This window comes from Amycolatopsis sp. NPDC098790, assembly GCF_044759945.1.
Lineage (GTDB): Bacteria > Actinomycetota > Actinomycetes > Mycobacteriales > Pseudonocardiaceae > Amycolatopsis.
In genome coordinates this window covers 275,049-300,430 of sequence record NZ_JBIWAI010000001.1, presented here as the reverse complement: position 1 = coordinate 300,430, position 25,382 = coordinate 275,049, and the positions used below count along the sequence as shown (strand labels likewise).

At 69.8% G+C, this 25,382-nt stretch carries 31 protein-coding genes; 16 read left to right on the top strand and 15 right to left on the bottom strand.

The features are described 5' to 3' along the window. The first annotated feature begins 7 nt into the window (after positions 1 to 7). Positions 8 to 640, top strand: a complete 633-nt coding sequence (locus tag ACIQWX_RS01550; protein ID WP_400864110.1) for a spermidine synthase — start codon at positions 8 to 10, stop codon at positions 638 to 640. Then, positions 622 to 1,173 carry a hypothetical protein gene (locus tag ACIQWX_RS01545; protein ID WP_400864108.1) on the top strand — a complete coding sequence of 184 codons (552 nt, stop codon included), beginning with the start codon at positions 622 to 624 and terminating at the stop codon, positions 1,171 to 1,173. Before ACIQWX_RS01550 ends, ACIQWX_RS01545 begins: the two co-directional genes overlap by 19 nt. Here the strand turns inward: ACIQWX_RS01545 and ACIQWX_RS01540 are convergent. Together ACIQWX_RS01540 and ACIQWX_RS01535 are read right to left on the bottom strand one after the other, a co-directional pair. Next, the gene (locus ACIQWX_RS01540) at positions 1,170 to 1,751 is read right to left on the bottom strand and encodes an HhH-GPD-type base excision DNA repair protein (protein ID WP_400864106.1); all 582 of its coding nucleotides are present in this window, start codon (positions 1,749 to 1,751) and stop codon (positions 1,170 to 1,172) included. The genes ACIQWX_RS01545 and ACIQWX_RS01540 overlap by 4 nt on opposite strands. Positions 1,752 to 1,775: 24 nt before the next feature. Next, the gene (locus ACIQWX_RS01535; protein WP_400864104.1) at positions 1,776 to 2,552 is read right to left on the bottom strand and encodes an AraC family transcriptional regulator; all 777 of its coding nucleotides are present in this window, start codon (positions 2,550 to 2,552) and stop codon (positions 1,776 to 1,778) included. Positions 2,553 to 2,602: 50 nt separating this feature from the next. Here ACIQWX_RS01535 and ACIQWX_RS01530 point away from each other — a divergent pair, with 50 nt between their 5' ends. Continuing rightward, complete coding sequence (locus tag ACIQWX_RS01530; protein ID WP_400864102.1) at positions 2,603 to 3,016, top strand: DUF2000 family protein; 414 nt, start codon at positions 2,603 to 2,605, stop codon at positions 3,014 to 3,016. Positions 3,017 to 3,151: 135 nt separating this feature from the next. Further along, the gene (locus ACIQWX_RS01525; RefSeq protein WP_400864100.1) at positions 3,152 to 3,655 is read left to right on the top strand and encodes a hypothetical protein; all 504 of its coding nucleotides are present in this window, start codon (positions 3,152 to 3,154) and stop codon (positions 3,653 to 3,655) included. Positions 3,656 to 3,658: 3 nt separating this feature from the next. On the opposite strand, the gene ACIQWX_RS01520 is transcribed toward ACIQWX_RS01525, so the two are convergent. From ACIQWX_RS01520 to ACIQWX_RS01510, 3 genes are read right to left on the bottom strand one after another with little or no spacing between them, the layout of a single operon-like run. Next, positions 3,659 to 4,276 carry a class I SAM-dependent methyltransferase gene (locus ACIQWX_RS01520; protein WP_400864097.1) on the bottom strand — a complete coding sequence of 206 codons (618 nt, stop codon included), beginning with the start codon at positions 4,274 to 4,276 and terminating at the stop codon, positions 3,659 to 3,661. Positions 4,277 to 4,285: 9 nt separating this feature from the next. Beyond that, positions 4,286 to 4,666, bottom strand: coding sequence for a DUF2203 domain-containing protein (locus ACIQWX_RS01515; RefSeq protein ID WP_400864095.1), 381 nt, complete (start codon positions 4,664 to 4,666; stop codon positions 4,286 to 4,288). 25 nt (positions 4,667 to 4,691) lie between these two features. Continuing rightward, entirely contained in the window at positions 4,692 to 5,201 is a 510-nt protein-coding gene (locus ACIQWX_RS01510) for a hypothetical protein (RefSeq protein WP_400864093.1), read from the bottom strand. A 257-nt stretch (positions 5,202 to 5,458) separates the two neighbouring features. Here ACIQWX_RS01510 and ACIQWX_RS01505 point away from each other — a divergent pair, with 257 nt between their 5' ends. Next, positions 5,459 to 6,682, top strand: coding sequence for an NADP-dependent isocitrate dehydrogenase (locus tag ACIQWX_RS01505; RefSeq protein ID WP_400864090.1), 1,224 nt, complete (start codon positions 5,459 to 5,461; stop codon positions 6,680 to 6,682). A gap of 182 nt (positions 6,683 to 6,864) precedes the next feature. After that, on the top strand, positions 6,865 to 7,161 hold the full coding sequence (locus ACIQWX_RS01500; RefSeq protein ID WP_257925207.1) for an SH3 domain-containing protein: 297 nt from the start codon (positions 6,865 to 6,867) through the stop codon (positions 7,159 to 7,161). A 3-nt stretch (positions 7,162 to 7,164) separates the two neighbouring features. Here ACIQWX_RS01500 and ACIQWX_RS01495 read toward each other — a convergent pair whose 3' ends face one another. The 3 genes from ACIQWX_RS01495 to ACIQWX_RS01485 all read right to left on the bottom strand — a co-directional run bounded on the left by ACIQWX_RS01495 (position 7,165) and on the right by ACIQWX_RS01485 (position 10,070). Next, a complete protein-coding gene (locus ACIQWX_RS01495) occupies positions 7,165 to 7,713 on the bottom strand; it encodes a permease (RefSeq protein ID WP_400864087.1) in 549 nt (182 codons plus the stop codon). Positions 7,714 to 7,792: 79 nt separating this feature from the next. Beyond that, positions 7,793 to 8,374 carry a TetR/AcrR family transcriptional regulator gene (locus tag ACIQWX_RS01490; protein ID WP_400864084.1) on the bottom strand — a complete coding sequence of 194 codons (582 nt, stop codon included), beginning with the start codon at positions 8,372 to 8,374 and terminating at the stop codon, positions 7,793 to 7,795. A 973-nt stretch (positions 8,375 to 9,347) separates the two neighbouring features. Continuing rightward, a complete protein-coding gene (locus tag ACIQWX_RS01485; RefSeq protein ID WP_400864081.1) occupies positions 9,348 to 10,070 on the bottom strand; it encodes an MBL fold metallo-hydrolase in 723 nt (240 codons plus the stop codon). A 31-nt stretch (positions 10,071 to 10,101) separates the two neighbouring features. On the opposite strand from ACIQWX_RS01485, the gene ACIQWX_RS01480 reads away from it, so the two are divergent. Further along, entirely contained in the window at positions 10,102 to 10,908 is an 807-nt protein-coding gene (locus ACIQWX_RS01480) for an exodeoxyribonuclease III (RefSeq protein ID WP_400864078.1), read from the top strand. On the opposite strand, the gene ACIQWX_RS01475 is transcribed toward ACIQWX_RS01480, so the two are convergent. Continuing rightward, positions 10,905 to 11,378 (bottom strand): cupin domain-containing protein, encoded by a 474-nt coding sequence (locus ACIQWX_RS01475; RefSeq protein ID WP_400864076.1) that lies wholly within the window; start codon positions 11,376 to 11,378, stop codon positions 10,905 to 10,907. The two genes, ACIQWX_RS01480 and ACIQWX_RS01475, sit on opposite strands and share 4 nt — an antisense overlap. A gap of 81 nt (positions 11,379 to 11,459) precedes the next feature. Here ACIQWX_RS01475 and ACIQWX_RS01470 point away from each other — a divergent pair, with 81 nt between their 5' ends. Next, positions 11,460 to 11,960, top strand: coding sequence for a MarR family winged helix-turn-helix transcriptional regulator (locus ACIQWX_RS01470; RefSeq protein ID WP_400864074.1), 501 nt, complete (start codon positions 11,460 to 11,462; stop codon positions 11,958 to 11,960). A gap of 54 nt (positions 11,961 to 12,014) precedes the next feature. Here the strand turns inward: ACIQWX_RS01470 and ACIQWX_RS01465 are convergent, their stop codons facing one another. Then, positions 12,015 to 12,743 carry a chitinase gene (locus ACIQWX_RS01465; protein ID WP_400864071.1) on the bottom strand — a complete coding sequence of 243 codons (729 nt, stop codon included), beginning with the start codon at positions 12,741 to 12,743 and terminating at the stop codon, positions 12,015 to 12,017. A gap of 467 nt (positions 12,744 to 13,210) precedes the next feature. On the opposite strand from ACIQWX_RS01465, the gene ACIQWX_RS01460 reads away from it, so the two are divergent. The 6 genes from ACIQWX_RS01460 to ACIQWX_RS01435 all read left to right on the top strand — a co-directional run bounded on the left by ACIQWX_RS01460 (position 13,211) and on the right by ACIQWX_RS01435 (position 18,267). Further along, on the top strand, positions 13,211 to 13,561 hold the full coding sequence (locus ACIQWX_RS01460) for a hypothetical protein (RefSeq protein ID WP_400864069.1): 351 nt from the start codon (positions 13,211 to 13,213) through the stop codon (positions 13,559 to 13,561). Positions 13,562 to 13,842: 281 nt separating this feature from the next. Beyond that, a complete protein-coding gene (trpS, locus tag ACIQWX_RS01455; protein WP_400864066.1) occupies positions 13,843 to 14,877 on the top strand; it encodes a tryptophan--tRNA ligase in 1,035 nt (344 codons plus the stop codon). Continuing rightward, the gene (locus ACIQWX_RS01450; protein ID WP_400864064.1) at positions 14,874 to 15,377 is read left to right on the top strand and encodes an AAA family ATPase; all 504 of its coding nucleotides are present in this window, start codon (positions 14,874 to 14,876) and stop codon (positions 15,375 to 15,377) included. Before trpS ends, ACIQWX_RS01450 begins: the two co-directional genes overlap by 4 nt. Before the next feature lie 279 nt (positions 15,378 to 15,656). Continuing rightward, entirely contained in the window at positions 15,657 to 16,670 is a 1,014-nt protein-coding gene (gene yhjD, locus ACIQWX_RS01445; protein WP_400864061.1) for an inner membrane protein YhjD, read from the top strand. 56 nt (positions 16,671 to 16,726) lie between these two features. Then, positions 16,727 to 17,833, top strand: a complete 1,107-nt coding sequence (locus tag ACIQWX_RS01440) for an acyl-CoA dehydrogenase family protein (protein WP_400864058.1) — start codon at positions 16,727 to 16,729, stop codon at positions 17,831 to 17,833. Continuing rightward, positions 17,830 to 18,267 (top strand): winged helix-turn-helix transcriptional regulator, encoded by a 438-nt coding sequence (locus ACIQWX_RS01435; RefSeq protein ID WP_400864056.1) that lies wholly within the window; start codon positions 17,830 to 17,832, stop codon positions 18,265 to 18,267. Before ACIQWX_RS01440 ends, ACIQWX_RS01435 begins: the two co-directional genes overlap by 4 nt. On the opposite strand, the gene ACIQWX_RS01430 is transcribed toward ACIQWX_RS01435, so the two are convergent. Beyond that, positions 18,264 to 19,508 carry a D-alanyl-D-alanine carboxypeptidase family protein gene (locus ACIQWX_RS01430; RefSeq protein WP_400864053.1) on the bottom strand — a complete coding sequence of 415 codons (1,245 nt, stop codon included), beginning with the start codon at positions 19,506 to 19,508 and terminating at the stop codon, positions 18,264 to 18,266. The two genes, ACIQWX_RS01435 and ACIQWX_RS01430, sit on opposite strands and share 4 nt — an antisense overlap. Before the next feature lie 43 nt (positions 19,509 to 19,551). On the opposite strand from ACIQWX_RS01430, the gene ACIQWX_RS01425 reads away from it, so the two are divergent. Both ACIQWX_RS01425 and ACIQWX_RS01420 read left to right on the top strand, forming a co-directional pair. Then, complete coding sequence (locus ACIQWX_RS01425) at positions 19,552 to 19,779, top strand: SCO4848 family membrane protein (protein ID WP_400864051.1); 228 nt, start codon at positions 19,552 to 19,554, stop codon at positions 19,777 to 19,779. A 63-nt stretch (positions 19,780 to 19,842) separates the two neighbouring features. Continuing rightward, positions 19,843 to 21,240, top strand: a complete 1,398-nt coding sequence (locus ACIQWX_RS01420; RefSeq protein ID WP_400864048.1) for a S8 family peptidase — start codon at positions 19,843 to 19,845, stop codon at positions 21,238 to 21,240. Positions 21,241 to 21,746: 506 nt separating this feature from the next. Here ACIQWX_RS01420 and ACIQWX_RS01415 read toward each other — a convergent pair. From ACIQWX_RS01415 to sdhC, 4 genes are read right to left on the bottom strand one after another with little or no spacing between them, the layout of a single operon-like run. Continuing rightward, complete coding sequence (locus ACIQWX_RS01415) at positions 21,747 to 22,517, bottom strand: succinate dehydrogenase iron-sulfur subunit (protein ID WP_400864045.1); 771 nt, start codon at positions 22,515 to 22,517, stop codon at positions 21,747 to 21,749. Continuing rightward, the gene (gene sdhA, locus ACIQWX_RS01410; protein WP_400864042.1) at positions 22,517 to 24,271 is read right to left on the bottom strand and encodes a succinate dehydrogenase flavoprotein subunit; all 1,755 of its coding nucleotides are present in this window, start codon (positions 24,269 to 24,271) and stop codon (positions 22,517 to 22,519) included. Before sdhA ends, ACIQWX_RS01415 begins: the two co-directional genes overlap by 1 nt. A gap of 19 nt (positions 24,272 to 24,290) precedes the next feature. Next, entirely contained in the window at positions 24,291 to 24,704 is a 414-nt protein-coding gene (locus ACIQWX_RS01405; RefSeq protein ID WP_247060758.1) for a succinate dehydrogenase hydrophobic membrane anchor subunit, read from the bottom strand. A 1-nt stretch (position 24,705) separates the two neighbouring features. Next, on the bottom strand, positions 24,706 to 25,149 hold the full coding sequence (gene sdhC, locus ACIQWX_RS01400) for a succinate dehydrogenase, cytochrome b556 subunit (protein ID WP_400864039.1): 444 nt from the start codon (positions 25,147 to 25,149) through the stop codon (positions 24,706 to 24,708). Positions 25,150 to 25,382: the final 233 nt, after the last annotated feature.

The window sequence follows — 25,382 nt, the reverse complement described above, 5'->3', positions numbered from 1 at the left end:
TCGGAACGTGGTCGAAGTGGTGGAGACGATCGCGGGCCGCGGCGGCGAGCTGGTCCTGCGACGCGACGGCGAAGCGTTCGAAGTGATCGAGAACGGCGTGTTCCTGATGGACACGCGCAACGGCGAGTCCGAGCGCCTCCTGGTGACCGGCGCGCTGACCCCGGGGGCGTCGGTCCTGATCGGCGGCCTTGGCGTCGGGTTCTCGCTGCGCGCGGCCCTCGACGCGGGCGCGGGTTCGGTCGTGGTCGTCGAACGCGAGCCGGCGGTGATCGCGTGGAACCGCTCGGGTCCACTTCGGACGATCCACGGCGACGCGCTCGCCGACCCGCGGGTGACGGTGGTGGAGGCGGATCTCGTTCCGTGGCTGGCTTCGACGTCCGACCGCTTCGACGCGTTGTGCCTCGACATCGACAACGGTCCAGAGTGGACGGTCACGGAGGGCAACGCGAAGCTGTACTCGCCGACGGGCTTGACGCGGCTGGCGTCGTTGCTGAACCCGGGTGGCGTGCTGGCGGTGTGGAGCGCGGGAGCGGCCCCGATGTTCGCTTCGCGGCTTCGCGAGCACTTCGCTTCGGTACGGGAGGTTCCGGTGGAAGTTCCGCGCGGGGAGCCGGACGTGCTGTGGTTCGCGCGGAACTAGCGGTCGCGGAGAACGCGGCCTGGTGCGCCCTCGTCTGCGGCGGCCGGTTCCGCGCGCGGGCGTGGACCAGTGGCACCCGGACGCCGGAGTACTACCCGGACGCCGTGACGCTCACCCCGGACGCCACGGCCGCCGACGTCCTCCCGTTCGTCGACGGCTCGGCGGGCTGCTCGGTGAAGGACAGCTTCGCGACGCTGGAGCTGCCGGGCTTTTCCCTGCTGTTCGAGGCGACGTGGCTCGCGTGCGGCCCCGGCGTCCCGGAGCCGGGCTGGCAGCGCGCTGCTTCGCCGCTCGGTCCCGCGGTCGCGCTGCTGTCCCGAGGGGAGAACGCGGTGGTGGCCCATCGCGGCGAGGGCGTTGTGGGCCTGTCGAACTTCGAGGGGCCGACCGCGGGCTGGCCGGGCGCGGTCTCCGCGGTGGCGTCGGCGTTCCCCGGGGTGCCAGTGGTCGGCTACGAACACGGCGACGCGCTGCGTGCCGCCGTGGACCACGGCGCCGAGCCGCTGGGCCCGCTGCGCGTCTGGGTGCGCTAGCCCGTCTTGGCCGCGGCCTTGGCGGCCTTCTTGAACGCCCGCACCTCGGCGAGCGTCTCGGCGCTGGTGACGTCGGCGATCGACCGGCGTGACCCGCGGTCGCCGTACGCGCCCGCCACTTCGCGCCAGCCCTTCGGCTGGATGCCGCGCTGCTTGCCCAGCAGCGCCAGGAAGATCTTCGCCTTCTGCTCGCCGAAGCCCGGCAGCGCGCGCAGGCGCTTGAGGACCTCGGGCCCGTCCGGCTTCGGGCGCCCGTCGAGCCAGAGCCCCTCGGTGCGGCCGTCGTAGTTTTCGATGATGTGCTGCGCGAGCGCGTGCACGCGACGGGCCATCGAGCCGCCGTAGCGGTGGATGGCCGGCGGCACCACGCACATCTCGACGAACTTCTCGACATCGGTGGCGGCGATCTTCGCGAGCGAGAAGCCGTCCATGCGGTCGGCGATCTTCCGCGGCCCGGCGAAGGCGTGCTCCATCGGGTACTGCTGGTCGAGGAGCATGCCGACGAGCAGGGCGAACGGGTCGTCGTTGAGCAGCTTGTCGGCGGCCGGGTCGCCGGTCAGGTGCAGTTCGCGCAGCATGCGGTCATCTTGACACAACCGGGCTCATCGGGTTCTCGCGTACCGCGACGGCGTCGTCCCCAGATATCGCTTGAAGTGCCGGGTCAGATGGGCCTGGTCGGTGAACCCGGCCTCCGCGGCGACCTCCGCGGCAGGCGACCCGTCGAGCAGCAGCCGGCGCGCGCGGTCGACGCGGCGGCCCGTCAAGTACCGGTGCGGCGGCAACCCGAACCGCGCCCCGAAGCAGCGGACCAGGTGCGCCGGGTGGGCCCCCAACGCCGACCCGGCTTCGGCCAGCGTCAGCGCGTCCGGCAGGCGAGCGTCGAGGAGGTCGCGCAGGTCGTCGGCCAGTCCGCGCTTCGGCTCGTGGCGGGCCGGCCGTCCCAGGTGGGTGTGCAGCCGGTCGGCGACGAGCGCGAGCCGGCTCTCCGCCTCCAGCGCGTCGCCGGGGTGGGCGAGCGCCTCGTGCAGCTGGTGGATGCGGGTGCGCAGCAGGCCGTCGGCGACGCTCGGCTCGTCGACCGCCGCGCCGATCAGCTCCTCGCCCAGCACCGACGTGTCCAGGTAGAGCACGCGCTTGCGGAAGCCGTGGCTGGTGGCGGCCCGCCCGTCGTGGGCGACGTTCGGCGGGAGCAGCGTCACGGCCGGCCCGAGCGCGCCGTGGTGGTGGCGGTCGAGGTCGTAGCGGATGACGCCGTCGTCGACGATCAGCAGCGTCCACGTGTCGTGCGTGTGCAGCGGGTAGGCGTGGGTGGTGAAGCGCGCGTGGAAGACCTCGGCGATCCCCGGGACCGCCGGCCGCCACGCTTCGACTCGTGCCATGTCAAGAACGTACAAGACGCGCGGGTGGCGGGCGGGCGAGTCTGTCCGGCATGAGTTCCTTCGACACGAAGATCGCCGTCCTGCTCCGCGACGACCTGGCGTCCTGGCAGCGGCTCAACGTCACCGCGTTCCTGGTCAGCGGTATCGCCCACGTGACGCCGGAGCTGATGGGCGAGCCGTATCACGACGCCGACGACACCGAGTACCTGCCGATGTTCGGCCAGCCGGTGCTGGTGTTCAGCGGTACCGCGGACGTCCTCACGGCGGCGCACACGCGCGCCCTGAGCCGCGGGCTGCGGTTCTCGATCTTCACGGACGAGCTGTTCCACACGGGCAACGACGACGACAACCGGGCGGCGGTCCGCGCGGTCCCGGGGGAGAAGCTGACGCTGGCCGGCCTCGCGGTGCACGGCCCGAAGAACGCGGTGGACAAGATCCTCAAGGGCGCTTCGCTGCATAACTAGATGCCCTCGGAGGGGGTCCCGGTTGCCCATCTGGGAAAAGCGTGGCGAACAGCGCAAACACCTCCTCCCAGGCACGAGGTCGCTGCCATGATCGGCGGCAGTGCCGCGAAGGGCGGCTCGGACTGGGGAGGTTCCGTGAATTCACTTCGTCGTGCGTGCGTGGTCCTGACGGCGGCGGCCGGGTTGGGCGTGGCGCTCGTCCCGGTCGCGTCGGCGGACCCGGTGCGGACGGTGAGCTACACGTCGGAGGACGGCGCCTGGCCGATGCAGGGCAGCGCCCAGTACGCGTCGCCGGGCGCCGAGATCAACGTGTGGCAGCACGACGGCCGGCTGACGGTCGACGTCGATGCGAACTTCGACTACTTGCGCATCGAGTTGAGCGCCCCAGCGGGCGAAACGCTGCACACCGGAACGTACACAGGTGCGCGCTACCGCGCCCCGGGCGACCCGGCGCTGAGCACACCGGGGATCTCGGCGGTCACGGCCGGCTTCGGCTGCGGCGACGACTACGCGGACTTCACGATCGACCGCCTCGACGCGACGGACGGCGAGGTGACCGGCCTGGACGCGACGTTCGTCCAGCGCTGCGGCAGCCCCGACGGCCCGGCCACCCGCGGCGAGGTCCACTTCACCCGCTGAGGCTCACGGCGCCGTGGCGTGGACCAGGAAAACGCTCCGCACCCGATCTCCACCGTCGACGGTGAACGTCCGCGCCGACACGTCCACGAACCCCGCCGACGAGGCCAGCGCCCCCGCGCCGGCCTCGTCGAGCGGGAACGACAGGTCCGCCGGCACGAACTCCGCGAACGGGCCCGAAGGCTTGAACCGCGCCCCGGAAACCACCGAGAACGCCAGCCGCCCACCCGGCCGCAGCACCCGCAGCCAGTCCGCGAACGCGACCGCCCCGAGGAAGTGCAGCGAAGACGCGCAGAGCACCACATCGGCCGACCCGTCCGGTGAAGGCATCGGCACCGCCGGCCCGACCCGCCACTCGATCACGCCCGACGGATCCAAGGCCGAAGCCTTCGCCTGAGCCCGCGCGACCATCGCCGGCGACAAGTCGACAGCCAGCACGCGCGAAGGCTTCAGTCCCAAAGCCGCGTACGCCGCGAAGCCCGTCCCCGTAGCGACGTCCAGCACGAGCTCCGGCGCGGACGGCAACGGCGAAACCAGCGCGTCGGCCACCAAAGCGTGAAATTCGTCTTCGTCGTAGTGCTCGGCCGTGCTGTCGAACAGGGCTGCGCGAGAGTCGTGGTCCACGAACCCAACCTAGCCGGGCCGACCAGCGATTTTCAGCGGACGACGGCCCGCGAAACCCAGGTCGGCGCGGTGGTACCAGCCCAGCTCGCGATCACCTTCGAGCCAGCACAGCAGCACGTCGGTGCCGTCGAGCTCGGCCGGGAAGTCGACCAGCAGCGGCGCGAACCCCTTGAGCTCGGCGCCGGTGTGCTGGACCGTCGTCATCAGGTCGTCGAGGTGCGCCTGCGCGGCCTTCCACTCGGGTAGCCCGCCCAGCTCGGTGGCGCGACCACCGGGGCGCAGCGACGCCGCGAGCTCCGCCGCGTCGGCCCGGACGCGCACCAGTTCGTCGAGGACCGGACGCAGCCGCGCCAGTTCGTCGCGTGCCTCCGCGACGGTGAACAAACCCATCGCGCGATGATCCCACCGGCCCGGTTCAGGCCTCCCGGCGCCGCCGGACCAGCGCGTTGGCCAGCCCGCTGCCGACCAGCAGGAAACCCACGCCGAGCAGGCCGCCGATGAAGAGGAAGTCCATGACGCCGTACGCGATGTCGCTCTTCGGCATCAGGTTGACCAGCTTGAACCCCCACTCGGGCACGGCCATCGCGGCGACCCCGGGCAGCACGCCGTAGATCAGCCCGCCGAGGATCGGGCCCGCCGCCGAAAGCGCCCCCAGCGCGGCGACGACCAGCAGCAGGATCGCCCCGCCGGCCAGCAGCGCGATGCCCAGCGGGTCGCGGTTGGTGCTCAGCGTCGCCTGGATCAGCTGCTGCTGACGCAGCCCGCCCCAGCTCAGCAGCCCCAGCGCGACCGGGGTGAGCAGCAGCCCGCCCAGCGCGCTGACCAGGTGGGCGACCCCGCGGCGCGGCCGTTCGTCGCGCGCTTCCGTCGTGTCGTCGTAGTCCTCGTAGTCGTCTTCGTACTCGGCGTACCGATGGGTCGACATGGCCGTCACCTCCCGCATGATGAGTTCACGGGTGGCATCGTGCCTTGGTTCACCCCTTCGCGCGATGGTCGCTCGGCGAGCGGTCGAATCGGGCGAACGGCGGTACCCGCCCGGTGACCACCACCACAAACAGCCGGGGGAGACTTGATACCGGCCACTACTGGAACCATCCAGCTCGGTCAAGCAGTACGCTTGTACCGCTACCGGTGAGACGTATCGAAGTAACGCGAAGATCCGCGGAAGGAGCACCGCTGCTCATGGCCAAGATCAAGGTCCAGGGCACCGTCGTCGAGCTCGACGGCGATGAGATGACCCGCATCATCTGGCAGTTCATCAAGGACAAGCTGATCCACCCGTACCTGGACGTGAACCTGGACTACTACGACCTGGGTATCGAGGAGCGGGACCGCACCGACGACCAGGTCACGGTCGACTCCGCGAACGCGATCAAGAAGCACGGCGTCGGCGTCAAGTGCGCCACGATCACCCCGGACGAGGCGCGCGTCGAAGAGTTCGGCCTCAAGAAGATGTGGCTGTCCCCGAACGGGACGATCCGCAACATCCTCGGCGGCGTGATCTTCCGCGAGCCGATCGTCATCCAGAACATCCCGCGCCTGGTGCCGACGTGGACGAAGCCGATCATCATCGGCCGCCACGCCCACGGCGACCAGTACCGCGCGACCAACTTCAAGGTCCCGGGCCCGGGCAAGCTGACCGTCTCCTACACCCCGGACGACGGCTCCGAGCCGATGGAGTTCCAGGTCGCGCAGTTCCCCGAGGGCGGCGGCGTCGCCATGGGGATGTACAACTTCAAGAAGTCGATCGAGGACTTCGCGCGCGCTTCGCTGCAGTACGGCCTCGACCGCGAGCTCCCGGTGTACCTCTCCACCAAGAACACCATCCTCAAGGCCTACGACGGCCAGTTCAAGGACGTGTTCGAGGAGATCTACCAGAACGAGTTCAAGGCCGACTTCGACGCCAAGGGCATCTCCTACGAGCACCGCCTGATCGACGACATGGTCGCCGCGGCGATGAAGTGGGAGGGCGGCTACGTCTGGGCGTGCAAGAACTACGACGGTGACGTCCAGTCCGACACGGTCGCGCAGGGCTTCGGCTCGCTCGGCCTGATGACGTCGGTGCTGCGCACGCCGGACGGCAAGACCGTCGAGGCCGAGGCCGCGCACGGCACGGTCACCCGGCACTACCGCCAGCACCAGCAGGGCAAGCCGACGTCGACGAACCCGATCGCGTCGATCTACGCCTGGACCCGCGGCCTCGAGCACCGCGGCAAGCTGGACGGCAACCAGGAGCTGATCGGCTTCGCGAACACGCTGGAGCAGGTCGTCGTCGAGACGGTCGAAGCCGGCCAGATGACGAAGGACCTCGCGCTGCTCATCAGCAAGGACCAGCCGTTCCAGACGACCGAGGAGTTCCTCGCGACGCTGGACGACAACCTGGCGAAGAAGATCGCCCAGGGCTGAGTGCGTTCCCGAAGGGGCCCCCTTCCCGGTTTGCCGGGAAGGGGGCCTTTTTCGTACACCGTGCGTCACCGGTGGGTGATGCGGACTGGCGCCTCCGGGTGGTTGCTGCGTCCGGCGCTGTCCGTGCGGGTAAAGGATTGCCTACCCTTGGCGGGGGACGGGGCTCGCGGATGGAGGAAGGCATGTCGAAGAAGACTCTGATCATCTTGGGCGCCATCGTCCTGGTCGTCATCGTCTACGTGATGAACACGGACAAGCAGGCTTCGGGGGCTTCGGCCACCGGCTGCAAGGTGACGGTGACCGCGGACGTCCTCAACGCCCGCGAGACGGCGGACGGCAACGCCAAGATCGTCGGCAAGTACCTGCGCGACGCCCAGTTCGACGCGCTGCCGGGCGTGCAGAACGGCTTCCGGAAGGTGGCCGACGACAAGTGGGTGGCCGCCGCGTTCACCGAGCCGGTCGCCGGGTCCGCCTGCTGAGTCCTATACGCCGAGCAGATCGGTGCCGAGGGTGATGACGCCGCACAGTGCGGCGGTCAGCCCCAGCACCCGCGCGCGCTTCGGGTCGCGTTTCGCGGCGGCGCGCCAGTAGAGGCCGATGCCGACCGCGAGCATGAGCAGTTCGACGACGGCCGAGACGGCGGGCAGCCGCCACAGCCCGAAGCCGAACGTGGGCAGGTCGCCGGCGTTGCCGGGCAGGATCGGCAGGTCGGCGCGGTGCACGACGAGGTCGAGCAGCCAGTGCGAGAAGGCGACCGCGCTCAGGATCAGCCCGGTTTCGCGGCCGAGCCATCTGCTCGCCACGGCCCCGAAGAGCGCTGAGAGGACGAGTGCGCCGACGAGGGAGTGCGTGTAGTCGGCGTGGATGACGCCACCGCCGTAGCCCTCGCCGTCGACGGTCTCGATGCCGCTGAGGTAGAGCGGCACGAAGACGACGTCGAGCCAGGCGGTGGCGAGCATGAGCGTCCAGACGGGGATGGCGGGCCGCCCGGCCTTGACGGCGGCGGCGAGCCCGAAGTGCCCGGCGATCATCTGCGGGCCTCCGTCCAGGGGAAGCGGGCGTCGAGCACGCCGAGCCCGACGGTGAAGAGGAGGACGGCGAGGATGAAGCTCATTTCTTCTCCTGATCCGAGTAAGTGCTCAGGCCTTGTACGAGCATGGTTTTGAGGACTTCGAAGCTCCGGTCGACGTCCTCAGGGCGCCCGAAGCCCCCGGAGGCTTCAAGTCCGGCGAACCCGTGCACGGCGGCGCGGAGGCACCGGGTGGCGTGCACGGCTTGGGCGTGGTCGAAGCCGTAGGGGCGCAGGACGGCGAAGACGACTTCGGCGACGGCGTGGGTGGCCTTGCTGAGTTCGGTGTCGGTTTCGTCGGGGGCGGTGGCGAGTGCGTGGGTCCGGTGCGGGTGGTGGCGCAGGTAGTCCCGGTAGGCGTCGGCGACGGCCCGGACGGCGTCGCCGCCTTCGCGTCCGGTGGCAGCTTTTCTGAGGGTTTCGGCCATCTCTTTGACGACCCGGAGGTCGATCAGTCGTCGCAGGTCGGCGAGGTTTTTGACGTGCTTGTAGAGGGACGGCGGGGCGACTTTGGCGCGTTCGGCGACCTTGGCGAGGGTGAGGGTTTCGGGGCCGGAGGTGTCGATGATCTGGAGGGCGAGGTCGACCACGGCTTCGGTGGTCAGGCCGGCTCTAGGGGACATCGGGTTGGCTACTTGACATAGCTTTGAAGCTAATGGTCGTAGCTTTCGGGGTCAAGGGCCGGTTTTTGTCGGTGGTGGGTGTTAGAACTTTCGTGAGTCGATGATCGGAGGTGGACCGACGTCCGGGGGCGGGCGACAACTGAATGCGGCATGGGTTCGAGGTGGTGTCCGCGGGGTCTCCAGGGGGAGTTCCGCGGGCAGGGACTTCGGGGGTCGTGCGGCGGGGCCGGAGGGATCGAGCCTGGGGAACGCGCTTGGACGGGGGTCTGAGCGTGGGGTGAGATTCCTTCGAACCCGCTGAGCGGCGGGCCGCTGAGGTGGGCCTTGTTCGGGGCCGCCGGTTGGCGAGCCGCTGTCGGCGCTAGTGGGTGGCGCGGCGCGTTGGTGGGCGACCCGGCGCGTTCGCGGGCGACCCGGCGGCCGACCGGATTGACCTCTGCTGCGGATCTGGGGCGTGGCCGAGCCGAGCCGAGCCGGGCCGGACCGGGCCGGACCGAGCCGAGCCGGACCTAGCCGGACCGGACCGGGCCGAGCCGGACCGGAGCGGGCCGGGCCGAGCCGGGCCGAGCCGGGCCGGGCCGGGCCGGACCGAGCCGAGCCGGACCGAGCCGGACCGAGCCGGACCGAGCCGAACCGGGCCGGGCCGGGCCGAGCCGGGCCGAGCCGCGCCGAGCGGGCCGAGCGCGCCGAGCCGGGCCGGACCGAGCCGGACCGGACCGGGCCGGACCGGGCCGAGCCGAGTCGGACCGGGCCGAGCCGAGTCGGACCGGGCCGGACCGGGCCGAGCCGAGTCGGACCGGGCCGAGCCGAGTCGGACCGGGCCGAGCCGAGCCGGGCCGAACCGGGTCGAGCCGAACCGGACCGGGCCGAGCCGAACCGGGCCGGGCCGAACCGGGCCGGGCCGAACCGGGTCGAGCCGAACCGGGCCGAGCCGAACCGGGCCGAGCCGAACCGGGCCGAGCCGGACCGAGCGTCAAAGCTCGACCGTCAAGCCCTCCTCCGCGACCAGCACCTCGCCGCCGAACTCCGCGCGTGCCTCCGCGGCCGCGGCCGCCCGGTCGGTGCCCGGCCAGAAGTGCGTCAGCATCAACCTGCGCGCTCCGGCCGCGGCCGCCCACTCGCCCGCCTCCGCGGCCGTCATCAAGTACCGCGGCTCGTCTCCGGGAGGCGGCGTCCGGTAGGTGGCGTCGCAGATGAGCAGGTCGGCATCGCGCCCCAACTCGGCCAGCACCGGCGAAGGCCCTGTGTCACCCGTGTAAGCCACGGTCAACCCAGGCGCGGCCAACCGCACGCCGAAGTTCGGCACGTGGTGCGGCAGCGGGTACGCCGTGAGCCGGAAGGGCCCGACCGAGGTTGCCGACTCGAGGTCGTGCACCGAGAACACCTCCGTCGGGTGCGGCCGCGGCTCCATCGCCGCGAGCCTGCCGACCGTGCCCGGCGTGCAGAACAACGGCAGCCGCGGACCGGACCCGTAGTACGAGGCCCGCCCGAGTGCGCTCACGTCCGCGCAGTGGTCCGGGTGCTCGTGCGTCACCACCACCGCGTCCGGCAGCCCGTGGCCGAACAGGCGCGAGGCGGCGCCGTACCCGAGGTCCAACACGACACGGAACCCGTTGTGCGACAACAGGAACCCCGCGCACGCCCGTCCGGGTTCGGGGAACGCGCCGCAGCTGCCCAGTACCGTCAGCTCACCCATGCCCGGCAGTCTGGCAGAGCGAACCGGTAGCGTGCGGGACGTGCTCACCGTCTCCACCGTGAACGTCAACGGACTCCGCGCCGCCGCCAAGAAGGGCTTCGTCGAGTGGCTCGCCACCACGAAGGCCGACGTCGTCGCCTGCCAGGAGGTGCGCGCCGAGGCGAGCCAGCTGCCCGCCAACGTCGTCGAGCCCGAAGGCTGGTTCTCGGTGCACGCCCCCTCGGCCCTCAAAGGGCGCAACGGCGTCGCCGTCTACAGCCGCGAAGAGCCCGAAGAAGTCCGGATCGGCTTCGGCGAACCCGAGTTCGAAGACAGCGGCCGCTACCTCGAAGTCCACTTCGCGAAGGTCGTCGTCGCCAGCCTCTACCTCCCCAGCGGCGACGTCGGCACCGAACGCCAGGACGAAAAGGAACGCTTCATGGCCGCGTTCCTGCCCTACCTCGTCGAGCTCCGGGCCAAGGCCGCCGCGGCCGGTCGCGAGGTCGTCGTCGTGGGGGACTGGAACATCGCCTACGACACCGTCGACCTCAAGAACTGGCGCGGCAACCGCAAGAACTCGGGCTTCCTCCCCGAAGAACGCGCCTGGCTCGGCCGCGTCTACACCGAGGCCGGCTACACCGACGTCCAGCGCCGCCTCGACCCCGAAGGCCCCGGCCCCTACACCTGGTGGTCCTACCGCGGCCAGGCCTTCGACAACGACTCCGGCTGGCGCATCGACTGCCAGCTCGCCACCCCGGGCCTCGCCGAGAAGGTCGTCGACGTCGTCGTCGAGCGCGCCGCGTCCTACGACCAGCGCTGGTCCGACCACGCGCCGGTCACCGCCACCTACGACATCTAGGCCGCGCGGGCGGCGCGCCAGGCCGCGCTGTCCACGAAGTGGTTGTCGAACCGGTCCTGCGACGCCAGGATCTCCGCCGGCGACGCCTCACCCCGCCGGATCCGGTCGATCATGCGGAAGTACTCGAAGCGCTCGACGCCGGGCGTGAACACGATCAGCACGTCGGCGCCGGAGCGCGCAGTCGCCCCGAACGCGTGATTCGTGTGCGGTGGCACGAACAGCATGTCACCCGTCCGGACCGTCACGACCTCCTCGCCGTTCAGGACCTCGAGCTCCCCGTCCAGCATGAAGAACATCTCGGCCGACGAGGTGTGGAAGTGCGGCGTCGCGCCGTCGCGCCCGCGGCCCAGCGACGCGCGGTTCGTGCTCAGGCGCCCGCCGGTCTGCGAGACGTCGGCGAGCAGGGTCATCGTGTCGGGGGTCGAGCCGAGCTGTTCGGCTTCGTCGTGGCGTACCAGCAAAGTCGTCATGCCAGCGATGGTTCCACGCCTGATAGTTCGTTGTCAAACTATCAGGCAGCGAATAGTGCTTGCGTCGAATAGAGTGGAGTCGTGACTGACGAAGACGCCGTCGACGCCGTCGTGTCGGCGTGGCACCGCGAGCGCCCCGACCTCGACCTGACCGCCATCGGCGTCGCCGGCCGGATGGGGCGGCTCGCGCTCGTGCTCGGCCCGGCGCAGGAGCGGGTGTTCGGCAAGTTCGGCCTGCAGCGCGGGGAGTTCGACGTCCTGGCCGCGCTTCGCCGGTCCGGGCGGCCCTACACGCTGATCCCGTCGGAGCTGTCCGCGACGCTGATGATGTCCCGCGCCGGCATGACGAGCCGCCTCGACCGGCTCGAGAAGGCGGGGTTCGTCGAGCGCACGCTGGATCCGAACGATCGCCGCAGCTTCCGCATCCGCTTGACCGCCAGTGGTTTCGACGCCGTCGACGCCGCGATGACCGAGCACACAGCGAACGTCTCCGAGCTCCTTTCCGGACTGTCCGAAAAGGACTTAAACTTGCTCGACGACGTCCTGCGCAAGCTGCTCGGTCACCTCGATCCCCAGGAATAGCACCAAAAAGGGCCTCCCCGAGTGGCCGGGGAGGCCCTTCTCGCCGCGCCCGGCTCAGCAGGACAGGTTGCCTCCGGTGGGGACCCCGAGGATCCCGGTGATCTGCGTGTACTTGTCGATCCGGCTCTGCACCTGGGCGGGGTTGCCGCCGTTGCACTCGATCGAGCCGTTGATGCTGCGGATGGTCTCGCCGAAGCCGCGTTGGTTGACCATCGCGTCGTGCGGCGTCATCGTGCCCGGGCCGGTCTGGGTGTTCCAGTACCAGAGGCCGGTCTTCCACGCGACGGCCGAGTTCTGCTCGACCTGGTAGGGGTTGTTCAGCAGGTCGATGCCGAGCGCGTCGCCGGCGGCCTTGTAGTTGAAGTTCCAGCTCAGCTGGATCGGGCCGCGGCCGTAGTACGCGGCCTGGCCGGCCGGGCAGCCGTAGGGCTGGCTCGCGTCGCAGTAGTGCGGGTAGTTCGCGGTGTTCTGCTCGACGACGTAGACGAGGCCGCCGGTCTCGTGGTTGACGTTCGCCAGGAACGCCGCCGCTTCCTGCTTCTTCACGGTGTCGTCGCCCGTGTTGGCGAAGCCGGGGTACGCGGACAAGGCGTCCGTGAGGCCGCTGTAGGTGTAGAAGCTGTTGCGGCTGGGGAAGATCTGGTTGAACTGGGCCTCGCTGACGACGAACGAGGCGTCCACCGCGGCGGACGCGGTGGTGGCCGGCAGCACGACGGCGGCGCTCGCCGCGGCGAGCGCGCTCACCGCCACTCCGGCGCGCTTCAGGATCCGGGCAATCGACATTCGGAACTCCTCTTGGTCACGCCGGTCGTGCGCGGTCCGACCGAGCCGAATGGGCTACTCCAAGAGGTATAGACCAATCACTATCGAGTGAAAAGTTTTCCGACTAAGACGCCGCGATCGGACTAGTCCCGGCTGCGGCGAATGGCAGAGCGTGAGCCGAATTTGCGATGAACGGGTGATGACCGACCGGACACGGATCGGTCACGTACTACTTTGGGTATGAGCGTTCCGTCTTCCGCAACACCCGCTTGGGCGCTTGGGGTGAACCGCGGGGGTGGCCGAGTCGTGTTCTCTGTTGGGCGCTAGTCTCGGCCCCCGAGTCGATCGGGACGACAGGTCTTGACACGCTCGGTAGTTTTTTGACCAGTAGCACGCAGCGTCTCACTCGAATGGGTGAGCCTTTAAGTAAGTCACAGCGCTCGTCACTCGCGGGAGGCACTCCGGTGCGCAACCCAGGTCAAACCCTGTTGCGATCCACGCTGCGCGCATGCCGCGCGGCCGCGGTGGTCGCGCTCGTCCCGGCGGCCTTGGTGCTGGCCGGCGCCGCGAGCGCATCCGCCGACACGACGACCGCGCAGGCCGACACGAACGCGGAGAGCTTCGGCGTGCTGGGCCCGGTCGGCCTGGTGGCAGTGGCGCTCGGCATCGTCGGGATGACGCTCGGTGTGCTGCGCCAACGCCGCAAGGCCCGCATGGCGGAGGCGGCACCGGCGGTCCCCGAAGCCCCTGGCCCGGTGACGGCGATGGCCGAGGCGGTGCTCGGCGAGCCCGACGCCACGCCGACGCGCCCGTTTCTGACACAGAACCCGCACGCCTGATCCGCGCGGCCGCGCGGCACATTCGCCCGCGCAATGTCGACGCCGAGTCGATTGGCCCGTTTCTGACACAGCACCCCCACTCCTGGTCTGCGCGGCCGGCGGCACATCCGCCCGCGCAATGCCGACCGTGGTCGATTCGCCCGGTTCTCACGCGGCGCCCGCACGCCTGAACTCGCCCGGTGGCCGAGCCGGCCCGGCGCGCCCGTGCCGCGTCCTGGAAGAATCCCCAGCTCGAACCCCCTCCGCGCCCGTCACGAGGCCCGGCCTGGAAGAATCCTCCCGTGTCCGAAGAGCAGACCGTCGCCGCTGAACGTCGTCCGCGGGTCCTTTCCGGGATCCAGCCCACCGCCGACTCGTTCCACCTCGGCAACTACCTCGGTGCGCTGCGCCAGTGGGTGAAGCTGCAGGACACGCACGAGCCCTTCTACTCGGTCGTCGACCTGCACGCCATCACCGTCGAGCAGGACCCGAAGGTGCTTCGCCAGCGCACCCGCGTCTCGGCCGCGCAGCTGCTCGCCATCGGCATCGATCCGGACCGCAGCGCCCTCTTCGTGCAGAGCCACGTCCCGGAGCACGCCCAGCTGAGCTGGGTCCTCGAGTGCCAGACCGGCTTCGGCGAGGCCGGCCGGATGACGCAGTTCAAGGACAAGTCGGCCAAGCAGGGCTCCGACCGCTCGAGCGTCGGCCTCTTCACCTACCCCGTCCTGCAGGCCGCGGACATCCTGCTCTACCAGGCCGACGCCGTCCCGGTCGGCGAGGACCAGCGCCAGCACCTCGAGCTGACCCGCGACCTCGCGCAGCGCTTCAACAACCGGCTGGGCAAGACCTTCGTCGTGCCCGAGCCGTACATCATCAAGGACACCGCCAAGATCTACGACCTGCAGGACCCGACGAGCAAGATGAGCAAGTCGGCGTCCGCGGCGAACGGGCTCATCGAGCTGCTCGAAGACCCGAAGCGCTCGGCGAAGAAGATCCGCTCGGCGGTCACCGACACCGGCCGCGAGGTCAAGTTCGACGCCGAGAACAAAGCCGGCGTCTCGAACCTGCTGACCATCTACTCGGCCCTGACCGACCGCGCGATCGCGGACCTCGAAGCCGCGTACGAAGGCAAGGGCTACGGCGACCTCAAGAAGGACCTCGGCGAGGTGTTCGTCGAGTGGGTCACGCCGATCCAGGAGCGCGCGAAGTCCTATTTGGACGACGTCGCCGAGCTGGACAAGGTCCTCGCCGCCGGTGCCGAACGCGCCCGCGAGGTGGCGTCGAAGACGCTGGCCAAGACGTACCAGCGGATCGGTTTCCTGTCGCCGGTGCGGTGAAGCTGATCCTGCTGAACGGCCCGCCGGGCAGCGGCAAGTCGACACTGGCCCGCCGCTACGCGGACGACCACCCGCCGGCGCTGGCCCTGGACGTCGACCGAGTCCGGGCGATGATCGGCGGCTGGCGGACGGAACCGGGCAGGGCGGGCCTGCTGGCAAGGGAGCTGACCCTGGCGGCGGCGCGCACGCACCTGACGGCGGGGCACGACGTCGTGGTGCCGCAGCTGCTGGCCCGTCCCGGGTTCGCCGAGCGGCTCGAAGAGCTGGCGGCCGAGACGGACGCGAGCTTCCACGAGATCGTGCTGCTGCCGGACCTCGCCGAGACCCGCAGACGCTTCGCCGGACGCGGGGAGTCGGAAGTCGAGACGGCGCACCCGCTCACCGAGGAAGACTTGGCGACGGCGTACGACCGCGTGGCCGAATACGCATCAACACGGCCCGGCGCGGCGATCCTCGACGGGGAGACCGCTTACCAGGACTTCGTCGCGGCTCTGACCTGAGCCAGGTGTGGCCGCCCGCCGCCGACCCGAAAGCGGCCCCCGCCCTTCCCTGGGGGGCGTCCCCGACTCCAGTCTATCGGCGCCCACCGACGGTTCGGGTTTTCGCGGCGCTGGACGGGCCGGTTGTCCACAACTGCCGACCGCTGTGGACAACCGGCGGGTCGCGCGCCGGGCTCAGGAGGCAACGGCCGTCGACACGCCGCGAACGACACCCGCCCGACCTCCCTCACCTGAGCCGCTCGCGTTGCGGGAGTCACGGGCCGTGGTTAGCGTTTCACGGTGGCGAACGAAGAAACGAAGGAAAAGCTGCTGCCGCGGCTGCGGCGGAAGTACCCGTGGCTCGACCACCTCATCCGGGCCAACGACGCCTTCACCGAGCGGTACGGCAACCACTACGCCGCCGCCATCACCTACTTCAGCGTGCTGTCGGTCTTCCCGCTCTTCATGGTCGCCTTCGCCGTTGTCGGCCTGGTCGTCAACCACGACCAGACCATCATCACCAAGATCACCGACGGCATCAACAACTCCGTCCCCGAGGGCCTCAAGGACCTCGTCAACGGCATCGTCAAGGGCGCGCTCGACTCCGGGGGCGGGATCGGGATCTTCGGGCTGCTCATCGCCCTCTACTCCGGCATCGGCTGGATGTCGAACCTCCGCGACGCGCTCACCGCGCAGTGGGGCCAGGAAAAGCAGTCGCAGCCGATCGTCAAGCAGACGCTCAAGGACCTCGTCGCGCTCATCGGGCTCGGGGTCGCGCTCGTCGTCTCCTTCGCGCTGACCGCCGTCGGTGGCGGGGTCGGGCAGTTCCTGCTCGAGCTCGTCGGGCTCGAGCAGGAGACCTGGGCGATCGTCCTGCTGCGCGGGGCGACCATCGTGCTCGGGCTGGCCGCGAACACCCTCGTCTTCATCTGGGTCATCGCGCGGCTGCCGCGGGAGCGGGTCGCGCTGCGCAGTGCCGTCAAGGGCGCCGTCGTCGCCGCCGTCGGGTTCGTCGTGCTGCAGCAGGTCGGCTCGATCTACCTCGCCAGCGTCACGAAGTCGCCGTCGGCCGCGCTGTTCGGGCCGGTCATCGGTCTGCTCGTCTTCGCGAACCTCGTCTCGCGCTTCCTCCTGCTCATCACGGCGTGGACCGCGACCGCCAAGGAGAACCAGCACAAGGTCGTCGCCCCTCCGCCGCCCGTGCGGCTCGAACAGAGCGTCACCGTGCAACGCGGGCCCGGGCTCGGCGCTGTTGCCGGTGCCTTCAGCGCCGGCGCGCTGCTCGCGTGGCTCGGGGTCCGCCGGAAGCCTTGACACCCGTCCGCCCAGTAAAGAAACTGAACCGGTAAGAAATCTGAACCGGAGGTTTCATGCTGGACGCCGCCCGCGAGTGCGCCGACCTCGCCAAGTCGCTCGCGCCCGTCACCGAACAGCAGCGCGCGTTGCCGGCCGAGCTGGTCGCCAAGCTGACCGACGCCCAGCTCCTGCGCAGCGGCGTCCCCGCTCACCTGGGCGGCCCCGAAGCGCCACCCGCGCTCAGCCTCGAAACCGCGGAGACGGTCGCGCGCGGGGACGCCTCGGCCGGCTGGTGCGTCTCGATCGCCGTCACGAGCAGCCTGCTCTCGGCCTACGCCCCGCGGAAGTGCGCCGAGGAGGTCTTCGGCGACCCCAAGACCGTCGCGGCCGGCGTTTGGGCGCCGCGCGGGACCGGCCGGAAGGTCGACGGCGGGTACGTCGTCTCCGGCCGCTGGTCGTTCTGCAGCGGCATTCCGCACTGCGACTGGCTCTTCGCCGGGTTCGTGCACGAAAGCGCTCTCTACGTCGGTGCGTTCCCCAAGGCCGAAATCGAGGTCCTCGACACCTGGCACACGAACGGCCTGCGCGGCACCGGCAGCCACGACTGCGTCGCCGACGAGCTGTTCGTCCCCGAGCACCGCGTCTTCTCGGTCATGGGCGGCCCGCCCACCGGCGCCGTCGCGCTGCACCGCTTCCCGCTCTTCGGCTACTTCGCGCTGTCGGTCGCGGCCGCCGCGCTGGGCAACGCACGGGGAGCGATCGACGACCTCGTCGAACTGGCCTCGACGCGCAAGCCGCTCGGCTCCAGCCGGTCATTGGCCGAGCGGTCGGCGACGCAGGCCGCCGTCGCGGAAGCCGAAGCCGCTCTGCGCGCCGCGAGACTGCTCTACTACACGAGCATCGACGACGCCTGGCAGGCCGCGCAGGGCACCGAGCCGGTGCCGGACGCGCTCAAGCTGGGCTTGCGGCTGGCCGCCACGCACGTCACGCGCACCGCCGCGAAGGTCGCCGAAAGCATGTACGACCTCGGCGGCGGCGCGGCGATCTACGAGACTTCGCCGCTGCAGCGCCGGTTCCGCGACGCCCACACCGCGACCGCCCACTTCCAGGTCAACCCGGCCAGCTTCGAGCTGCCCGGGAAGCTCCTGCTGGGTGTCCCGGCACGCACGGAGCAGCTGTGACCGACCTGTCGCACCGGTTCACGCACGACTCGGTCGGGCGCGCGCTCGACCTGGTCGGCGAGCGGTGGAGCCTGCTCATCCTGCGCGAAGCCTTCTTCGGCGTGCGCCGCTACGGCGAGTTCGCGCGCAACCTCTCGATCCCGCGTCCGACGCTGTCCGCGCGGCTCAAGACCCTCGTCGACGCGGGTGTGCTCGACCGCGTCGACCCCGTGCCCGAGTACGTGCTGACCCAAGCCGGCCGGGACCTCTTCGGCGCCGTCGTCACGCTCATGCAGTGGGGCGACGAGCACCTCGCCGGGCCGGACGGTCCGCCGATCCGGTTGCGGCACCACGACTGCGGCGAGGTCGGCGGCACGTTCGTCGCTTGTGGACACTGCGGCGGCGAGATCGCCACCGGCAACGTGACCCCGGAGCCCGGCCCCGGGTTCCGCTAGCTCGAGGCCTTCTTGCGCTGGTGCCCGACGACGAACCCGCCGACGATGATCAGGAACACGATGAGCGTGATGATCCAGCCGGTGACGCCGAACGGGTCCTCCTTGGCGGCAGCCGCGGCCGAGGACGTCCCGCTGTTGCCGGTGCCGCCGTCGGCGAGCACGGACGGGTCGGTGCCCGTCGGCGTGGTCGCCGGTGCCTGGTAGCTGATCTGCCCGACCGGCGCGGCTCGGTCGGCTTCCAGCGCGAAGCCGTAGTCGAGCAGCTTCGCCGCCTGGTCGACGACCTTCGTCGGCTTCTGCTCGGCGCGCAGCATCACGACCGCGAGCCGCTTGCCCTTCTGCTGCGCCGCGCCGACGTAGGTGTGGCGGGCGTCGTCGGTGAAGCCGGTCTTGCCGCCGAGGAAGCCCGGGTAGACGCCGAGCAGCTTGTTGTCGTTGTAGATCGGGATGACCGGTTTGCCGCCGGTCGCCGGGATCTCGAAGTTCTTCGTCGAGACGACCCGCGCGAACTCCGGCTGCTTCATCGCGTAGTGGAAGATCAGGCTGAGGTCGTAGGCCGAGGTCGACATGCCCGGGCCGTCGAGCCCCGACGGCGTCGCCGCGCGCGTGTCTTCCGCGCCGATGCGGGCCGCCAGCGCGTTCATCTTGGCCACCGCCGAGTCGACGCCGCCGAGCGCCGTGGCGAACGCGTGCGCGACGTCGTTGCCCGAGTGCATCAGCAGGCCGTGCAGCAGCTGGTCGACGCTGTACTGGCCGCCGGCGACGAGGCCGACGCAGGTGCACTCCTGCTCGGCGTCCTCCTTCGTCGCGACGATCACCTGCTGCGGGTTCAGCTGGGTGACGACGACGAGCGCCAGCAGCGTCTTGATCAGCGACGCGGGCCGCTGGCGGGCGTGCGGGTCCTTCGCCGCGACCACCGCGCCGGTGTCGAGGTCCTGCACCAGCCACGACGCCGCCGTGTTGCCCTCCGGCGGGTTGAGCGCGCCGTCCGGGGTGATCAGGCCGCACTCGGCCATCCGCGGGCCGCCGACCGGGTCGGCGGGCACGGCCAGCGGCGGCGGGACGAGCTTGCCGGGCGCGGGCTTCTCCGACGTGTCGACCGGGGCCGGCGGGGCCTGGCGGTTCGCGCACTGGCCCTGCTGGGGCGCCGCGGCCGCGAGGGCCGGGGTGCTCAGGGCCAGGAGGGCGGCGGCGAGCGTCGTCGTGAAGACCTTGAGCGACCGGGAGACAGCGGAGTGCACCCACGCAATCTAGCGCCGAGGCGCGCGCCGCATACTCAGGGGCATGCGCATTTCCCGACGGACCTCGCTGTTCCTGCTGGCCTTCGGCGTGTGGTCGTGGATCATCTGGATCACGTTCGCCAAGAACCTGTGGGACAGCGACCAGGCCTGGGCCGCCGACGGCTCGCCGACCGCGTACTTCATCGTCCACGCGGTGCTGACGGTCGTGTCGTTCGTGCTGGGCACGATCATCGGCGTGCTGGGCTGGCGCGGGGTGCGCGCCGCTTCCTGACTTTGGTCGGTGGCGCGGTTTCCGGGGCCGGTTTAGGTTGACGCCACCGACTCTGGAGGTGGAATGTCCCGTATACGCCGAATGGCGGCCCCGCTCGTGCTGGCCGTCGGGGGTGGCCTGCTGGCCGCGGCCCCGGCCGCCGAGGCCGCGCCGGTCACGTGCGACACGACGAGCACGCCGTACACGTACGTGGTGACGTACCAGCCGGGCACGCGCGCCTCGGCCGTCGACAAGGAGCTGGCGGCCAAGTGCGGCACGAAGGTGGCGTACTACGGCGAGATCGGCGTCGCGATCGCCAGCTCGCGCAACGCGGACTTCCAGCAGAAGATCGGCGTCTACCGGGCTTATTCGGGTGGTCGCGATGTGGCCTCTTCGTCCGGTGCCGCGGCTCGTTCGCTCGGTGCGGTGAAAACCCTGGAGGACACGCGTTCGACGGCCGCCGCGGGTGACCTGTCGGCCCAGCAGTGGGACATGAAGGCGATCCACGCGCCCGAGGCGAACAAGAAGTACCAGGGCAGCCGTTCGGTGACGGTCGGCGTGCTGGACTCGGGCATCGACGCGACCCACCCGGCGCTGAAGGCGGCCGTCTCGGCTTCTTCGTCGGCCGGGTGCGTGAGTGGAGCGCCGGACCTGACGCCGGCGTCGTGGGCCCCGACGACGTCCGACCACGGAACGCACGTGGCGGGCACGATCGCGGGCAAGGACCCGGCGGCGGGCTTCACGGGCATCGCGCCGGGGGTGAAGCTGGCCTCGGTGAAGGTCGTGAACGACGACGGCTACATCTTCCCGGAGTCGGCGGTGTGCGGCTTCGTGTGGGCGGCCAAGCACGGCTTCCAGGTGACGAACAACAGCTACTACATCGACCCGGGCATGTTCTTCTGCTCGAAGGAGCCAGGCGACGCGGCGGCGTACGAGGCGGTCCGCCGCGCGATCGAGTTCTCAACGCGCCACGGGGTCTTGAACGTATCGGCGGCGGGCAACTCGGGCTTCGACACGACAACGCAGACAACGGACCCGAACCGGCCGCACCCGGTGGACAAGTCGTGCGGCATCCTCCCGAAGGCGATCGACGGCGTGGTGACGGTGTCGTCGGTGGGCTACGCGGGCACGAAGTCGTCGTTCAGCAACTACGGAGAGATCGACGTGACGGCCCCGGGTGGCGACTTCTCACAGCTGCCGCCGTCCGGTGAAGGACCGTCGTGCCCGCTGTCGACCACGGTGTTCGGCGGGTTGTACGGCTCCAAGTGCGGAACGTCGATGGCATCGCCGCACGCGGCGGGGGTGGCGGCGCTGCTGGCTTCGCGCTTCCGTGGCCTGCCGCCGCAGCTGCTGGCGAAGGTCCTGACGGGCGAAGCGGACCCGGTGAAGTGCGCGTCAACGGAGACGGAGTGCACCGGGCCGGCGAAGAACAACTCGTACTACGGCCACGGCCTGGTCAACGCGCTGGACGCGGTGCGCTGACGCAACACCAATAGAGGAGCTGGGTGGTCATCCCGTCGCCTGAGGCCGTCAAATCACTTTGAGCCGGGCCCGCAACTGACTGCCCAGGGTGCGAGAACAACGAAAGCTTGCGGGCCCGGCTCAAAGTGATAGGCCTCGTTCAGGCGACGGGATGACCACCCAGCGGCCCACCTCCCCATCGGGAGACGGCAGCGGGTCGGGTGGCCATCCCAGAGCCTGCCCGTCCGGCGAGGACATGCTTTGGCTTTTCGCCGCGGCAGAAGAAAAAACCCGCTTCCGCGGCGGAAAGACCTCTGCCGCGGCAGAAAAAGACTTCTTCCGCGGCTTTCGCGGGTCCGACCTCCCCCGCCCCTCCTTTCGGATTTTCCGTCGACGCTCGGGTTTGTCAAGGCGGGAAAGCGTGCCTTGACAAACCCGAGCGTCGACTTAAGTGCGGCTGGGATGAGGGGCGGGGGAGGTCTGGTGACCTCGTGGTCTTCTTGCGTTGCCGGCTGCCTGTTTCTTACTCAGACGCGCTTGAACAGTAGCGCTCGCTTCACTTCCTGGATCGCCTTTGTCACCTGGATCCCTCGCGGGCACGCGTCCGTGCAGTTGAACGTCGTGCGGCAGCGCCACACACCCTCACCATCGTTGAGGATGTCCAGCCGCTCCTCCGCTCCCTCGTCACGGGAGTCGAAGATGAACCGGTGGGCGTTCACGATTGCCGCCGGGCCGAAGTACGACCCGTCGTTCCAGTACACCGGGCACGACGACGTGCAGCACGCGCAGAGAATGCACTTCGTCGTGTCGTCGAACCGGTCCCGGTCCGCCTGGGACTGGATGCGCTCGCGCGTCGGCTCGTTGCCGTAAGTGATCAAGTACGGCTTGATCGCGCGGTACGCCTCGAAGAACGGGTCCATGTCGACGTACAGGTCCTTCAACGTCGTCAGGCCCTTGATCGGGGCGATCGTGATCGTCGTCTGCTTGCCGTCCTTTGCGAGGAGGTCCTTCATCAGGACCTTGCACGCCAGGCGGTTGATGCCGTTGATCTGCATCGCGTCGGACCCGCACACGCCGTGCGCGCACGAGCGGCGGAACGAGAACGTTCCGTCGATGTAGTCCTTCACGTAGAACAGCAGGTTCAGCAGGCGGTCGGTGCGCTGCGCCGGGACGTCGTAGGACTCCCAGTGCGGCTCCGAATCCACCTCCGGGTTGAACCGGAGGATCTTCAGCGTCACCGTGATCGGGGTGTGCTCGTCGGACGCGGCGGTGGCCGAATCAGCAGTAGCCGTAGTCATCAGTACTTCCGCTCCATCGGCTCGTAGCGGGTGAAGGTGACCGGCTTGTAGTCCAGCCGGATGTCGGACGCCAGCCCGGCGCCCTGCTTGTAGGCCATGGTGTGGCGCATGAAGTTCGTGTCGTCGCGGTTCGGGTAGTCCTCGCGGGCGTGGCCGCCGCGGGACTCCTTGCGCGCCAGCGCTCCCACCACCAGGACCTCGGCCAGCTCCAGCAGGAAGCCCAGCTCGACGGCTTCCAGCAGGTCGGTGTTGTACCGCTTGCCCTTGTCCGCCACCGTGATCCGCTGGTACCGCGCCTTCAGCGCCTGGACGTCGGTCAGCGCCTGCTTCAGCGTGTCCTCGGTGCGGTACACCGACGCGTGCGAGTCCATCGTCTGCTGCATTTCCTTGCGGATGTCGGCGACGCGCTCGTCGCCGTGCTCCGACAGCAGGCCCGCGAGCTGGTCTTCCACCAGCTTGGTCGGATCCGCGGGCAGCTCGACGTGCTCGTGCGCCATCGCGTACTCCGCGGCCGCGATGCCGGCGCGGCGGCCGAACACGTTGATGTCCAGCAGGGAGTTCGTGCCCAGACGATTGGAACCGTGCACGGACACGCACGCGACCTCGCCCGCGGCGTACAGACCCGGGATGACGTTCTCGTTGTCCCGCAGCGCTTCGCCGTGGATGTTGGTCGGGATGCCGCCCATCACGTAGTGGCAGGTCGGGAACACCGGCACCGGCTCCTTCACCGGGTCGACGCCCAGGTAGGTGCGCGAGAACTCGGTGATGTCCGGCAGCTTGGTCTCGAGGACCTCGACCGGCAGGTGCGTGACGTCGAGTACGACGTAGTCCTTGTTCGGGCCGCAACCCCGGCCCTGCAGCACTTCCTGCACCATCGAGCGCGCCACGATGTCGCGGGGCGCGAGGTCCTTGATGGTGGGGGCGTAGCGCTCCATGAACCGCTCGCCGTCGGCGTTGCGGAGGATCCCGCCCTCGCCGCGGACGGCTTCGGAAATCAGGATGCCCAGGCCCGCGAGGCCGGTCGGGTGGAACTGGAAGAACTCCATGTCCTCCAGCGGGAGGCCCTTGCGGAAGATGATGCCGAGGCCGTCACCGGTGAGGGTGTGGGCGTTCGACGTCGTCTTGAAGATCTTGCCCGCGCCGCCGGTGGCGAACACGATCGACTTCGCCTGGAAGACGTGCAGCTCGCCGGTGGCCAGCTCGTAGGCGACGACACCGGAGGCGACCGGGTTGCCGCTCTCGTCCTCCGACAGGACGAGGTCGAGCACGTAGAACTCGTTGAAGAACTCCGTGCCGTACTTGACGCAGTTCTGGTACAGCGTCTGCAGGATCATGTGGCCGGTGCGGTCCGCGGCGTAGCAGGCGCGGCGGACCGCGGCCTTGCCGTGGTCACGCGTGTGCCCGCCGAAGCGGCGCTGGTCGATCTTGCCTTCGGGCGTCCGGTTGAACGGCAGGCCCATCTTCTCCAGGTCGAGCACCGCGTCGATGGCCTCCTTGGCCATGATCTCCGCGGCGTCCTGGTCGACGAGGTAGTCGCCGCCCTTGACCGTGTCGAAGGTGTGCCACTCCCAGTTGTCCTCTTCGACGTTCGCCAGTGCGGCGCACATGCCGCCCTGGGCCGCGCCGGTGTGGGACCGGGTCGGGTAGAGCTTGGTGAGGACCGCGGTGCGGGCGCGCTGGCCGGACTCGATGGCCGCGCGCATCCCGGCGCCGCCGGCGCCGACGATCACCACGTCGTACTTGTGGAACTGCATGGTGGGGGGTCTCCGGTGGTCAGTTCGCGGGCATGTTCGGGTCGAAGGTGAAGATCACCATCGTGCCGACGGCCAGGATCAGCACCATCGAGACGTAGAGCAGGATCTTCAGCCAGAACCGCGTGCTGTCCTTGCGCGCGTAGTCGTCGATGATGGTGCGCAGGCCGTTGCCGCCGTGGATCTCGGCGAGCCACAGCATGGCCAGGTCCCAGAACTGCCAGAACGGCGAGGCCCAGCGGCCGGCGACGAAGCCCCAGTTGATCCGGTGCACACCGCCGTCGAGGATGTTCATGATCAGCAGGTGGCCGAGCACCAGGATGATCAGCGCGAGGCCGGAGATCCGCATGAACAGCCAGCTGTAGAGCTCGAAGTTGCTGCGGCGGGCGGCGGGACGCTTCGGCGCGCGGGGGTTCGCGAGGGCGAGGTCGGCCATGTCAGTTACCCCCGAAGAGCGTTTCGGCGGTGCGCTTCAGCATGAAGAACGCACCGGGGACCATCACGACGACCCAGACCACGCCGATGACCCACAGCATCGCCTTCTGCAGCTTCGGGCCCTTCGACCAGAAGTCGACCAGCATGACGCGGATGCCGTTGAGCGCGTGGAAGAGGACCGCGCCGACCAGGCCGACCTCCAGGAGGTTCACGATCGGCGTCTTGTAGGTCTCGATGACCTGGTCGTACGTGTTCGGCGACACGCGCACCAGCGCGGTGTCGAGCACGTGCACGAACAGGAAGAAGAATGTGAGCACGCCGGTGATGCGGTGCAGCACCCAGGACCACATGCCGGGGTCGCCCCGGTAGAAGGTCCCCTGCCGGCGTGAGGCACCCGCCCGATCGCTCGCGCCTGCCTCGCTGGCAGTGCTCGCCGTGGTGGACATCGGTGAACGGCCTCCAACGTCTGACTATGTGCCCGGTGGCCGTGAGGTCCGCAGTCGCCGGAAGCGGCGGCAGTGCCGAGATCAACGTCATCGAGCCTGGATGAATCGGATGCTAGACCCGCACCCGGCACCCGGCTCACCTCCGGGTTCCTGTCTGTGATGGACCAGACACCGGTACCGGGGCACCGCCACCCGGTGGTGTGGCGCAGCGCACTCGGCGCCGAGGTGGTCCC